General features: G+C 71.3%; 13 protein-coding genes. All 13 read left to right on the top strand.

The window, feature by feature from the left end; all coding sequences use genetic code 11:
- Positions 1-9 precede the first annotated feature (9 nt).
- The 13 genes from uvrC to ACTHMF_RS03035 all read left to right on the top strand — a co-directional run bounded on the left by uvrC (position 10) and on the right by ACTHMF_RS03035 (position 12744).
- Complete coding sequence (uvrC, locus tag ACTHMF_RS02975) at positions 10-2007, top strand: excinuclease ABC subunit UvrC (protein WP_440316241.1); 1998 nt, start codon at positions 10-12, stop codon at positions 2005-2007.
- Positions 2008-2148: 141 nt separating this feature from the next.
- Positions 2149-2838 carry a DedA family protein gene (locus ACTHMF_RS02980; RefSeq protein WP_440316242.1) on the top strand — a complete coding sequence of 230 codons (690 nt, stop codon included), beginning with the start codon at positions 2149-2151 and terminating at the stop codon, positions 2836-2838.
- On the top strand, positions 2835-4058 hold the full coding sequence (locus ACTHMF_RS02985) for a sensor histidine kinase (protein WP_440316243.1): 1224 nt from the start codon (positions 2835-2837) through the stop codon (positions 4056-4058). Before ACTHMF_RS02980 ends, ACTHMF_RS02985 begins: the two co-directional genes overlap by 4 nt.
- On the top strand, positions 4055-4726 hold the full coding sequence (locus ACTHMF_RS02990; RefSeq protein WP_440316244.1) for a response regulator: 672 nt from the start codon (positions 4055-4057) through the stop codon (positions 4724-4726). Before ACTHMF_RS02985 ends, ACTHMF_RS02990 begins: the two co-directional genes overlap by 4 nt.
- Positions 4727-4930: 204 nt before the next feature.
- Positions 4931-6229, top strand: a complete 1299-nt coding sequence (locus tag ACTHMF_RS02995; RefSeq protein WP_440316245.1) for an acyltransferase family protein — start codon at positions 4931-4933, stop codon at positions 6227-6229.
- Positions 6230-6261: 32 nt separating this feature from the next.
- A complete protein-coding gene (gene rapZ / locus ACTHMF_RS03000) occupies positions 6262-7137 on the top strand; it encodes an RNase adapter RapZ (RefSeq protein ID WP_314146948.1) in 876 nt (291 codons plus the stop codon).
- Between the two features lie 58 nt (positions 7138-7195).
- Positions 7196-8176, top strand: a complete 981-nt coding sequence (whiA, locus tag ACTHMF_RS03005; protein WP_440316246.1) for a DNA-binding protein WhiA — start codon at positions 7196-7198, stop codon at positions 8174-8176.
- Positions 8177-8271: 95 nt separating this feature from the next.
- Entirely contained in the window at positions 8272-8898 is a 627-nt protein-coding gene (locus ACTHMF_RS03010) for a superoxide dismutase (RefSeq protein ID WP_314146950.1), read from the top strand.
- 102 nt (positions 8899-9000) lie between these two features.
- On the top strand, positions 9001-10005 hold the full coding sequence (gene gap / locus ACTHMF_RS03015; protein ID WP_314146951.1) for a type I glyceraldehyde-3-phosphate dehydrogenase: 1005 nt from the start codon (positions 9001-9003) through the stop codon (positions 10003-10005).
- A 13-nt stretch (positions 10006-10018) separates the two neighbouring features.
- Positions 10019-11236 carry a phosphoglycerate kinase gene (locus ACTHMF_RS03020; RefSeq protein ID WP_314146952.1) on the top strand — a complete coding sequence of 406 codons (1218 nt, stop codon included), beginning with the start codon at positions 10019-10021 and terminating at the stop codon, positions 11234-11236.
- The gene (tpiA, locus tag ACTHMF_RS03025) at positions 11224-12027 is read left to right on the top strand and encodes a triose-phosphate isomerase (protein ID WP_440316247.1); all 804 of its coding nucleotides are present in this window, start codon (positions 11224-11226) and stop codon (positions 12025-12027) included. The genes ACTHMF_RS03020 and tpiA overlap by 13 nt, the downstream gene beginning before the upstream one ends.
- An 81-nt stretch (positions 12028-12108) precedes the next feature.
- Positions 12109-12354 carry a preprotein translocase subunit SecG gene (secG, locus tag ACTHMF_RS03030; protein WP_314146954.1) on the top strand — a complete coding sequence of 82 codons (246 nt, stop codon included), beginning with the start codon at positions 12109-12111 and terminating at the stop codon, positions 12352-12354.
- 24 nt (positions 12355-12378) lie between these two features.
- Positions 12379-12744 (top strand): RNA polymerase-binding protein RbpA, encoded by a 366-nt coding sequence (locus ACTHMF_RS03035; RefSeq protein WP_440316248.1) that lies wholly within the window; start codon positions 12379-12381, stop codon positions 12742-12744.
- Positions 12745-13173: the final 429 nt, after the last annotated feature.

The raw sequence follows: 13173 nt of genomic DNA on the forward strand, positions 1-13173 counted from the left end.
GCTGGCAGGGTGGCAGAGACCGTCAGCTACCGGCCCAAGGCCGGGGAGATCCCGACGCAGCCCGGCGTGTACCGGTTCCGTGACAAGAACCGGCGCGTGCTGTACGTGGGCAAGGCGAAGAACCTGCGGGCGCGGCTGAGCAACTACTTCCAGCCGCTGCGGAGCCTGCACGAGCGCACCCGCCGCATGGTCACGACCGCCGCGAGCGTCGAGTGGACGGTGGTCGGCAGCGAGTTCGAGGCGCTCCAGCTCGAGTACACCTGGATCAAGGAGTTCAACCCGCCGTTCAACGTGCAGTTCCGGGACGACAAGTCGTACCCGTACCTCGCGGTGACCCTCGGCGACCGCATCCCGCGGGTGATGGTGACGCGCAACCGCAACATCACGGACGCCCGCTACTTCGGCCCCTACACCAAGGTCTGGGCCATCCGGGACACGGTCGACCTGATGCTCAAGGCGTTCCCGGTGCGCAGCTGCTCGGACGGCGTGTACCGGCGGGCGGAGCTCACCGGGCGGCCCTGCCTGCTCGGCGACATCGGCAAGTGCGCCGCCCCGTGCGTCGGCCGGGTGTCGCCCGAGGAGCACCGCGAGCTCGCCGAGGACTTCGTCTCCTTCATGGCGGGCAACGACACGAAGTACATCCGCGCGCTCACCGAGCAGATGAAGCAGGCCGCGAGCACGATGGACTACGAGGCGGCGGCACGGCACCGCGACGCCATCCAGGCGCTCGAGGCCGCGATGGGCAAGAGCGCCGTCGTCCTCCAGGAGAACGTCGACCTGGACGCGTTCGGCATCGCGCACGACGAGCTCGCCGCCGCCGTCCAGCAGTTCATCGTGCGCGGCGGCCGCATCCGCGGTGTGCGCAGCTGGGTGGTCGACAAGGAGCTCGACATGGATCTCGGCGAGCTGGTCGAGACCGTGATGCAGAACGCGTACGAGGGCGTCGACGTGCCACCGCGCGAGATCCTGGTGCCCGAGCTGCCGGAGGACGCCGCCGAGCTGGAGCAGTGGCTCACCGCCCGCCGGCACGAGAACAGCGGGGGAGCCGTGAGCGACCCCGCCGCGACCCGCGGCCGGCTGAGCGGGCGCGTGGAGCTGAAGGTCGCCCAGCGCGGCGACAAGGCCGCGCTCGCCCAGACCGCCGAGATGAACGCGAAGAACGCGCTCGTGCTCTACAAGACCCGGCGCAGCTCCGACTTCGTCGCGCGCTCGAAGGCGCTGAACGACATCCAGGACGCGCTCGGCATGGACGACGCCCCGCTGCGGATGGAGTGCTACGACGTCTCGCACCTGAGCGGGACGAACATCGTCGCCTCGATGGTGGTGTTCGAGGACGGCCTGCCCCGCAAGGACCAGTACCGCCGGTTCAGCATCCCGGAGTCCACGGACGACACGGAGTCGATCTACCAGGTGATCACACGTCGCCTCGCGTACCTGCGCGACGACGCCCCTGCGGATGCGACGGCGGACGGGGTGGCGCAGACGCGGCCCGCGGACGACACCTCCGGCGACGACCCGGCGATCGACGTGGACGCGGAGATCGCGGAGGCCGCCGAGAAGCGCCGCCGCAAGTTCGCCTACCCGCCGAACCTGCTCATCGTCGATGGCGGTCAGCCGCAGGTGGCGGCCGCGAAGCGCGCGCTCGACGAGTCGGGCGTGACCGGGATCCAGCTGGCCGGCATCGCCAAGCGCCTCGAGGAGGTGTGGCTGCCGGATTCGGACTTCCCGGTCATCCTGCCGCGCAACAGCGACGCGCTGTTCCTCATCCAGCGGATCCGCGACGAGGCGCACCGGTTCGCGATCACCTACCAGCGGGCGCGGCGCAAGCGCGATATCTCGACCGTGCTGGGGGAGATCCCCGGCCTCGGCCCGTCCCGCGTGAAGGAGCTGCTCAAGCACTTCGGCTCGGTGGCGCAGCTGCGCAAGGCGACCCCGGAGGAGATCGCCGAGGTGCGCGGCGTCGGCCCGCGGCTCGCCGCCGCCGTGCACGAGCGCCTCACCGACTGACCCCGCTCGGTACGAGTGCGCCCTGCGCGAGCGGGGACGGTCGTACCGGACGCGGACAGCCGCGATATCCCTCCGCGGTACGGGGCGGTCGATACTCGCGGGGGACGCGCCGGCCGCGTCGCGCTCCGTAGCGTCGGGGTCATGGATGTCGTCAACGAGTTCATCGCGCAGGCCGCCGCCTCGCCGTGGGTCTACCTGGTCGTCTTCGCGGTCGTCCTCGTGGACGCCTTCTTCCCTCCGGTCCCGAGCGAATCCGTGGTCATCGCCGCAGCGGCGGCCGCCGTCGCCACCGGCAACCCGAACCTGCCACTGCTCCTCGCCTGCGCAGCAGCCGGAGCCGTGGCCGGTGACAACCTGACCTTCGCCGTCGGCCGTGCCGTCGGGATCGAGCGGTTCCGCTTCGAGCGCCGCCCGCGGCTGCGCGCGGCGCTGGAACGGGCCAGGCGCGGCATCCACGCGCGCGCCGGCGTGCTCGTGCTCTCCGCGCGCTACGTCCCCATCGGCCGCGTCGCGGTCAACCTCGTCGCCGGCGCCTCCGGGCTCTCGCGCCGCCGGTTCCTGGTGCTGTCCTCGCTCGCGGGGGCCTCCTGGGCGCTGTACTCCGTTACTGTGGGAGTGCTCGCGGCGCACTGGCTGCACGGCAACGCGTTCCTGGCGATGCTGATCGGCATCGTCGCCGGTGTCGCCGTCGGCTTTGTGGTCGACGCGATCATCCGGCTGGCGACGCGGCGGCGGGATGCCGCGGAGGCGCCGGCGGAGGAGTCGGGAGAGGCCGAGCCGGCCGAGCACCCGGTCGCCGCGGCCACGATCACGGAGGGGATGGACCGATGAGTGCACCGGGAGTCGTCTCCGGGCCCGCCCTGCGGCTCGACCGCTCGCTCGCCCTGCTCTGGGGCGCCGCCTGCACCGCCGCCGTCGCGGTGCTCGTGCTCTCGGCCGTGCTCGGCTCGACGCTGTACGGCATCCCCGTCGTCGTCTCGCTCCTGCTCGCCGTCGTGCTGGCCGGCTCCATCGTGCTCGCGCTGGTGCTCCCCGTTGTGGCCGCCGCCACCTCGACGGCAGCCGTGCTCGTCCTCGCGATCGTCGGGTCCCCGGAGACGGGGAGCCCGTGGCCGGTCGCCGTGCCGACCACCGTCGGGTTCGCGCTCACGCTGGCCCTGGTGGTGCTGCGCTCGAGCTGGCGTCCCGGGTTCGTGGCCTGGGTGGTCGCGGTCGCCGGGGCCGCCGTCGTCGGCATCCTCGGGCACCGTCCTCCGGTGACCGCGGAGGCGATGACCGCCGACCTGATCGTGTTCGCCGCGGTGTCCGGCGTCCTCCTCGCCGCCGCCGTGCTGCTCAGCCGCTGGCAGGACGTCCGCAGGCAGCTGGTGCGCGAGCAGCAGGTGTCGGCCTCCGAGCACGCGAAGCGGGAGGTCGCGGAGGAGCGCACCCGCATCGCCCGCGAACTGCACGACGTCGTCGCGCACGGCATGTCGGCCATCCAGGTGCAGGCGTCGAGCGCCCGCTACCGCATCCCGGACCTGTCGGAGGACGCAGTGCGCGAGTTCGACGAGCTCGCCGCGACCGCGCGGCAGTCGATGGGGGAGATGCGCCGGCTGCTCGGCGTGCTCCGCCACGACGGAGCCGCGGACACCGCCCCGCAGCCCGGCCTCGCGGACATCCCCGCGCTCGTCGCCGACGCCGGCCGCCGCGGCGAGGCGACCCTGGTCGCGGACCTGCCCGCCGACGACCCCGCGCGCACCGACCCCGTGCTGGGGCTCGCGGCCTACCGCATCGTGCAGGAGTCGCTCAGCAACGTCGCCAGGCACGCCACCGGCGCCGCCGCCACCGTCGAACTGCGCCGCGCCGACGCGGGCGTGCGCATCGAGGTGCGCAACGCGAAGGCGCCCGGCCGCCCCGCGTCCGCTCCTGCGCCGGTCGGCGGCGGGCACGGACTGCGCGGGATGCGCGAGCGCGCCGAGCTGCTCGGCGGCTCGCTGCGCGCGGAGCCGGACGGGGACGGGTTCGCCGTCGTCGCCGTCCTGCCCGACTCCGCCGGGGTGACCGGGTGAGCATCACCGTCGTCGTGGCGGACGACCAGGCGATGGTCCGCGCGGGTTTCGCCGCCATCCTCGGCGCCCAGGACGGCATCGAGGTGCTCGGTCAGGCCGCGGACGGCGCGGAGGCCGTCGAGCTCGCGCGCCGGCTGCGTCCCGACGTGGTCCTGATGGATGTGCGGATGCCGGTGATGAACGGCATCGACGCCACCCGCGAGCTGGTCCGCCCGAGCCGCGGAGACCCGCACCGCCCGCTCGTGCTGGTGCTGACCACCTTCGACGCCGACGAGTACGTGTACGACGCGCTGCAGGCGGGCGCGAGTGGCTTCCTGCTCAAGGACGCGCCTCCCGCCGACCTCGTGCACGCCGTGCGCGTGGTCGCTGCGGGGGAGGCCCTGCTCGCTCCACGGGTGACGAAGCGGCTGCTGGAGCGGTTCGCCCAGCAGCGCCCGGCCGGCGGCGACAAGGCGCTGCGGCTCGCCGACCTGACCGAGCGCGAGCGCGAGATCCTCGTGCTCATCGGCCGCGGGTACTCGAACGCCGAGATCGCGGGCGAGCTCTTCATCGCCGAGCAGACGGTCAAGACGCATGTGAGCCGGGTGTTCGCGAAGCTCGGCCTGCGCGACCGCGTCCAGGCCGTCATCCTCGCCTTCGACGCCGGCCTCGTCGAGCCCGCCCCCTGAGTGCGCCTCTCCCGGCGCCGGCCCCGCCCCGACCCGACTGCGCCTGCGCGCGCCCGCGCAGTCGGGACGGGGAGGGGCAGTCGCGTTCGCGCGCGTGCGGGGTACCGGGGTACGGGGGCGGTTGGCTCCGGGGGGTGACGCGGGAGGCGGCGCCGCGTTGACACGCTTCCTCCGTCGGTCCGCCGGACCGCGGAAGGAGTCCCGATGTCCATCCTCGCCGAACGACCGGCCACCGCCGCCCCATCCGCCCCCGCGCGGGCCAGGGACGGCTCCGTCGACCTGGTCAGGGCGGTCTGCCTCGGCGTCGTGGTCGTCCTGCACGCGCTCATGGTCGGCGTCAGCGTCGGCCCGCACGGCCTCGTGCTCGAGAACGCCCTGGAGGCCTGGGACGGGTTCCCGGCACTCGCCTGGGTGGCCCAGGTGATGCCGCTGTTCTTCATCCTCGGCGGCTTCTCCGCCTACGGGCAGTGGACGCGGCTGCACGCGGCGGGCGCCGGCTACGGCGACTACCTCGCCTCCCGGCTGCGGCGGCTGCTCGCTCCGGCGGCCACCGCCCTGGTCGCCACGACGGTCCTGCTCGCCGCGCTCACCCTCTCCGGCGTCCCCGCCGCCGTCGTCGCGACCGCGGGGTTCCGGCTCGGCCAGCCGCTCTGGTTCCTCGGCGTATACGTGCTGTGCACGGCCGCCGTCCCGCTCCTGGCGGAGGCGCACCGCCGGCGGCCTCTCGTCGCGATCGCGCTGCTGGCCGCGGCGGCGCTCGGCGTCGACGTGCTGCGTGAGACGACCGGTGTCACGGCGATCGGCTTCGCGAACCTCGTGTTCGTGTGGCTGCTGGTGCAGCAGCTCGGGTTCTGGCTCGCCTCCGGCCGACTCGACGGGATGCGGCGTCGCAGCCTCCTCGCGCTGGCCGTCGCCGGCGTCGCGGCCGTGGCCGGCGGCGCCGCGTGCGGCCTGTGGTCGCTCGACCTCTACGCGGACCTGAACCCGCCGGCGACCGCGCTGGCCGCCTTCGGCGTCGCGCAGCTGGCGCTCTTCCAGGTGTTGCGGCCGCGGCTGCGCACCGCGGCGGCGCGGCCAGCGCTCGCCCGGGCGATCGGAGCGGTGAACGCCCGCGCGATGACGGTCTACTCCTGGCACATGCTGGCGCTCATCGGCCTGGCGGGCCTCCTGCTCCTGGCCGGGATCGCGCTACCCGTCCCGCTGTCGGCGGACTGGTGGGCCACCCGGCCGCTCTGGCTGCTCGCGGCGGTCGCCGCCGTCACCGTGCTGGTCGCCGTCGCCTCCCGCGCCGAGCGTCGCCCGGCCGCGGCCCCCGCAGCGGACGGCGCGGCCGACGCGGGACGGCTCCGCGCGCTCGCGGCCGCCGCGTGCGGAGCGGGCGGGGTTCTCACGATCCTCGTCGCCGGCTCCGGGCTGGCCGGCTGGGTCGCCGGCTGCGCGCTCGTTCTCGCGGCGCTGCGGATTGCGCGCAGAACCCGGGTCGCCGCGCCGCTCAGTCGCTAGGCTGGGAGCACCCGGCCAGAGAAGGAGCGAACGTGGCGACCGACACCGAGCAGCAGGAAGTGCTGATCGTCACAGGGATGTCAGGAGCGGGCCGCTCCACGGTGGCGAACGCCCTGGAGGATCTCGACTGGTACGTGGTCGACAACCTGCCTCCGCAGATGCTGCGCCCGCTGATCGAGCTGGCCAACCGCGCCGAGTCCGGCCTGCCGCGCATCGCCGCCGTCGTCGACGTGCGCGGCCGGAACTTCTTCGCCGACCTGCGTGAGATGATCCAGAGCCTGCGCGAGGGCACCAAGGTGCGTGTGCTGTTCCTGGAGGCCTCCGACGCGGTGCTCGTCCGCCGTTTCGAGCAGGTGCGGCGCCCGCACCCGCTGCAGGGCAACGGCACCATCCTCGACGGCATCAGCGCCGAACGGACCCGGCTGCGCGAGATCCGGGAGTCCAGCGACATCATCGTCGACACCTCGGACCTCAACATCCACCAGCTCGCCACCAACATCACCGACACCTTCGCGTCCGAGAACACCGCGGGCGTGCAGCTGACGGTGATGAGCTTCGGCTTCAAGTACGGCCTGCCCGCCGACGCCGACATGGTCGCGGACGCGCGCTTCCTGCCCAACCCGTTCTGGATCCCGGAGCTGCGGCCGCACACGGGTCTCGACGACGTCGTGCGCGACTACGTGCTGGAGCAGAACGGCGCGGCGGAGTTCATCGACGGCTACGTCGCCGCGCTCCGCCCGATCTTCGAGGGATACCAGCGCGAGAACAAGCGGCACGCCACGATCGCGATAGGCTGCACGGGAGGAAAGCACCGGTCCGTCGCGATTGCGGAAGAGCTCGCGGCGAGGGTGAGGAGCTTTCCCGGCGTCGCGGTGAACACGAAGCACCGCGACCTGGGCCGTGAATGATGCCGGCCGCCCACTTCACGGCGTGACCCGCGCCGTCCGTCACAGAAAAGGAATCCGATTGGCTCTCACCGCCGACGTCAAAGACGAGCTCACGAAGGTCGAGGTCAGCAAGACGACCGTCCGGGCCGCCGAGCTCGCCACCATCCTGCGATTCTCGGGAGGGCTGCACCTGATCGGCGGCCGGATCGCGGTCGAGAGCGAGCTGGACACGCCCGAGCTCGCGACCAGGGTGCGCAAAGACCTGGCCGAGCTGTACGGCGTCCGCAGCGAGGGCTCGGTGATCTCGGCCTCCGGAATCCGCCGCACCAGCCAGTACCTGGTCCGCGTGCTCGAGGGCGGCGAGACCCTCGCCCGCCAGACCGGCCTGCTCGACGCCAGGCGCCGCCCGATCCGCGGCCTGCCCAACCGGCTCACCACCGGCTCCCGCGAGGAGCTGGCCGCCGTCTGGCGCGGCGCATTCCTCGCCCACGGCTCGCTGACCGACCCCGGCCGCTCGGCCGCGCTGGAGATCACCTGCCCCGGCAACGAGGCCGCGATGGCGCTCGTCGGCGCCGCCGGCCGGCTCGGGATCGCCGCGAAGGCCCGCGAGGTGCGCGGCGTCCACCGCGTCGTCATCCGCGACGGCGAGGCGATCAGCGCCATGCTGGTCGCGATGGGCGCCGCCCAGACCGTCGCCAACTGGGAGGAGCTGCGGCAGCGCCGCGAGGTGCGCGCGACCGCGAACCGGCTCGTCAACTTCGACGACGCGAACCTGCGGCGTTCCGCGCAGGCCGCCGTCGCCGCGTGCGCGCGCGTCGAGCGTGCGCTCGAGATCCTGGGCGACGAGGTGCCGGAGCACCTGCGCTACGCCGGCGAGCTGCGCCTGTCGCACCGCGACGCCAGCCTCGACGAGCTCGGCCACCACGCCGACCCGCCGATGACGAAGGATGCCGTCGCCGGCCGCATCCGCCGGCTGCTCGCGATGGCGGACAAGAAGGCCTCCGACCTGGGCATCCCCGGCACCGAGGCGAGCCTCCCGGCCGATCTGGACGAGGTGTAGGTTCGCAACGCCGGTCACGTCGGGAAGCAACCACTGGCCGCTTCGGTTGCCCTCACTAGACTGGAAAAGTCGCTCGAATCACTAGGAGATGAGTAATGGCTGACTACACGCTCGCAGACCTTCCGTACGACTACTCGGCGCTCGAGCCGAACATCAGCGGTCGGATCATGGAGCTGCACCACGACAAGCACCACAAGGCGTATGTCGACGGTGCGAACACCGCCCTCGCCAAGCTGGCCGAGGCGCGCGACGCGGACGACCTGACCTACGTCAACAAGCTCCAGAAGGACCTCGCGTTCAACCTGGCCGGACACGTCAACCACACCGTGTTCTGGAACAACCTCTCCCCGGAGGGCGGCGACAAGCCGACCGGTGAGCTCGCGGCCGCCATCGACGAGTTCTTCGGCTCGTTCGACAAGTTCCGCGCCCACTTCACCGCCTCGGCGCTGGGCATCCAGGGCTCCGGCTGGTCGATCCTGGCCTGGGACTCGCTGGGCCAGAAGCTCATCATCGAGCAGCTCTACGACCACCAGGGCAACCTGGCGGCGGCCACCATCCCGCTCCTCCTCCTCGACATGTGGGAGCACGCCTTCTACCTCGACTACGTCAATGTGAAGGCGGATTACGTCAAGGCGTTCTGGAACATCACCAACTGGGCCGATGTCTCCGACCGCTTCACCAAGGCGCGCGAGAAGACCTCGGGTCTGCTGCTACTGTCGTAGCGGAAAGGCGTCCCGGGAGGGAGCCCTCCCGGGACGCCGTCGTCCGTCCCACCTCCACGAAACAGCGCCATCGGCGCACCCATCAAGCAACGGGAGACATCTGTGTCCGTAAAGATCGGAATCAACGGGTTCGGTCGCATTGGTCGCAACTACCTGCGCGCGGCCCTCGCGAAGGGCAGCGACCTCGAGATCGTCGCGGTGAACGACCTCACCGACAACAAGACGCTCGCGCACCTTCTGAAGTACGACTCCATCACGGGCCGTCTCGACGCGACGGTGGAGCTGGACGGCGACAACATCGTCGTCGACGGCAAGCCGATCAAGGTCCTCGCGGAGCGCGACCCCGCCAACCTCGGCTGGGGCGACCTGGGCGTCGACATCGTCATCGAGTCGACCGGGCGCTTCACCAAGGCCGCCGACGCCAAGAAGCACATCGAGGCCGGCGCCAAGAAGGTCATCATCTCCGCTCCGGCGACCGACGAGGACGCGACCTTCGTCATCGGCGTGAACGAGCACCTGTACGACCCGGAGAAGCACAACATCATCTCCAACGCGTCGTGCACCACCAACTGCCTCGCGCCGCTCGCGAAGGTCTTCAACGACGAGTTCGGCATCGAGCGCGGTCTGATGACCACGGTCCACGCCTACACCGCCGACCAGAACCTGCAGGACGGCCCGCACAGCGACCTGCGCCGTGCCCGCGCCGCCGCGATCAACATCGTCCCGACCTCCACCGGCGCCGCCAAGGCCATCGGCCTGGTCCTCCCGGAGCTGAAGGGCAAGCTCGACGGCTTCGCGCTGCGCGTCCCGGTCCCCACCGGCTCGATCACCGACCTCACGGTCACCGCGTCGCGCCCGGTCACGATCGACGAGGTCAAGGCCGCGTACAAGAAGGCCGCGGAGGGTCCGCTCAAGGGCATCCTCAAGTACACCGAGGACGAGATCGTCTCCAGCGACATCGTCTCCGACCCGCACTCGTCGATCTTCGACTCCGGCCTGCTGCGCATCATCGGCGACCAGGTGAAGCTCTCGAGCTGGTACGACAACGAGTGGGGCTACTCCAACCGTCTCGTCGACCTGACCGAGTACGTCGCCGAGCGTCTCTGAGCAGGGAACCCGCGTGACGCTCCGTACTCTCGACTCACTCGGTCCGCTCGCGGGAAAACGCGTCGTCGTCCGCTGTGATCTGAACGTCCCCCTGAAGGACGGGAAGATCACGGACGACGGCCGCGTGCGAGCCTCCGTCCCGACCATCGACGCCCTGATCAACCAGGGCGCGAAGGTGGTCGTCATCTCGCACCTCGGCCGCCCGGAAGGCGCCCCCGACGCGAAGTACAGCCTGGCCCCGGTCGCCCAGCGGCTCTGCGAGCTGCTGGGCAAGCCGGTGACCTTCGCCAAGGACACCGTCGGCTCCGGCGCCGAGGAGGCTGTCGCCGGCCTGAAGGACGGCGACGTCGCCCTGCTCGAGAACCTCCGGTTCAACCCGGGGGAGACCAGCAAGGACGAGGCGGAGCGCGAGGCCTTCGCGGCCAAGCTCGCCGCGTTCGGCGACGCCTTCGTCTCGGACGGCTTCGGCGTCGTGCACCGCAAGCAGGCGAGCGTGTACGAGCTGGCGAAGGCGCTCCCGAGCGCCGCCGGCACGCTCATCGCCGCCGAGCTGGACGTGCTCGACCGCCTCACCGAGAACCCCGAGCGTCCCTACGTCGTCGTCCTCGGCGGCTCGAAGGTGTCGGACAAGCTCGGCGTGATCGGGCACCTGCTGCCGCGCGTGAACGCGCTGCTGATCGGCGGAGGGATGCTGTTCACCTTCCTCGCAGCGCTCGGCCACAAGGTGGGCTCCAGCCTGCTCGAGGCCGACCAGATCGACACCGTGAAGGGCTACCTGGCGAAGGCCAAGGAGCTCGGCGTCGAGATCGTGCTGCCGCGGGATGTCGTCGTCGCCTCGAAGTTCGGCGCGGACGCGGAGCACGTCGTGCGCCCGATCGACGCGATCGAGGACACCGACTGGGGCGCGTCCGGCCTGGGGCTGGACATCGGACCGGAGACGGCGGAGGTGTTCTCGGAGTACATCCGCGGCGCCAGCACCGTGTTCTGGAACGGCCCGATGGGCGTGTTCGAGCTCGCCCCGTTCGCGGCGGGCACCAAGGCGATCGCGCAGGCGCTCACCGAGGTCGACGGCCTCGGCGTCGTCGGCGGAGGCGACTCCGCGGCCGCCGTGCGCGCGCTCGGTTTCGCCGACGATCAGTTCGGTCACATTTCTACCGGCGGCGGCGCGAGCCTCGAGTTCCTCGAGGGCAAGCACCTGCCGGGTCTGGAGGTCCTCGGATGGCAGCAGTGAGCTCGTCGGTGCGGCGCGTTCCGCTCATCGCCGGCAACTGGAAGATGAACCTGGACCACCTCCAGGCGATCGCGGTCGTGCAGAAGCTCGCCTGGACGCTCAAGGACGCCGGGCACGACTTCGGCGCCGTCGAGGTCGCGGTGTTCCCGCCGTTCACCGACCTGCGCAGCGTGCAGACGCTCGTCGCCGCGGACAAGCTCCCGATCGCCTTCGGCGGTCAGGACGTGTCCGAGCACGAGTCCGGCGCGTACACCGGCGAGGTGGCGGCGTCGTTCCTCGCCGCGCTCGAGTCGCGCTACGTGATCATCGGCCACTCGGAGCGGCGCACGCTGCACAACGAGACCGACGAGCAGGTCGCGGCCAAGGTCGCGCAGGCGCTGAAGCACAACATCGCCCCGATCATCTGCGTCGGGGAGACCGCGGAGGACCTGGAGACGCATGGCGCGAGCGCCGTTCCCGTCGCGCAGCTCCGCGCCGCGCTCGCCAACGTCGACTCGGCCGCGGACTTCGTCGTGGCCTACGAGCCGGTCTGGGCGATCGGATCGGGCCAGGCGGCGACGCCGGAGCAGGCCGAGCAGGTCGCGGCGGCGCTGCGTGCGGTGATCGTGGAGAAGCTGGGCGAGGACGTCGCGGCCAAGACGCGCATCCTCTACGGCGGCTCGGTGAAGTCGGGCAACATCGCCGGCTTCATGCGCGAGCCGAACGTGGACGGCGCGCTCGTCGGCGGCGCGAGCCTCGACGTCGCGGAGTTCTCCGCCATCATCCGCTACCAGAAGCACGTCGGACTGTAGGGTCCGCGTACCCGGCGGCCGGTTATACTGGTCGTTGGCTTTGGCCGGACGCCGTCCGGTACGCATCGAAAGGTTCTTCTCGTGCAGATTCTCCAGGTCGTCCTGCAGGTCCTGCTGGGTATCACCAGCCTCCTGCTGACGCTGCTCATCCTCTTGCACAAGGGGCGCGGCGGCGGTCTCTCCGACATGTTCGGCGGCGGCGTCACCTCCAACCTCGGTGCGTCGGGGGTCGCCGAGCGCAACCTGAACCGGATCACCGTCGTGCTCGGGCTCATCTGGATCGTGTGCATCGTCGTGCTCGGTCTCATCACCAAGTTCAGCGCCTAACGCGCCCTTCACCAGAGGAGAACCATGGCATCCGGAGGAAGTGCAATCCGGGGTTCGCGCGTCGGCGCGGGCCCGATGGGCGAGCAGGACCGCGGCTTCCACGCGGAGCGCGTCGCCGTCTCGTACTGGGACGCTCTCGGCAATGAGACCGTCCGCTACTTCGCGGCGAACCTGCCGGACGAGGAGATCCCCGAGGTCATCGACTCGCCGTCGACCGGCCTCCCGGCCGGCCGCGACAAGGCGAACCCGCCGTCGGTCGCCAAGACCGAGCCCTACAAGACGCACCTCGCCTACGTGAAGGAGCGCCGCTCGGAGGAAGAGGCGGAGCAGCTGCTCGAGGACGCCCTCAACCAGCTCCGCGCCCGCCGCGGAAAGCCCACGAGCAACTGACGCTCGCGTAGCACGCACGAAGAAGCCCCGCCGGTCGACGACCGGCGGGGCTTTCTCGTTCTCGCCGCTCGCTATCCGTTCCGGAATCGTTCACGCGACACGCCGGACTCGGGCGTGAACAAGTCCGGGGGCAGTTGTTGAGGTACTGGCGATAGACGGGCATGCAGGTAGCCTCATCGGATGAGAGAGAGGACCGACCCTGAGGCGATCGAACCGGGAGACTCAGCGATCGGTGTTGGGCAATCCAGCCTGTCACGCACGTTGTCGCGCCCGTCGATCCCTTCTGGATTCCCGTCGGCCGGGTGCGACTCCTGATCCTGTCCGGAGTGAACGCAGAAGCCCCGCCGGTCGATGATCGGCGGGGCTTCGGTACGACTGGTGCTCATGCGGCGCTGCGGAACGTATGCGCTGCCGCGCGCTGCCGCAGAT

This window comes from Leifsonia sp., assembly GCF_051955155.1.
In the GTDB taxonomy this organism is placed as follows: domain Bacteria; phylum Actinomycetota; class Actinomycetes; order Actinomycetales; family Microbacteriaceae; genus Leifsonia.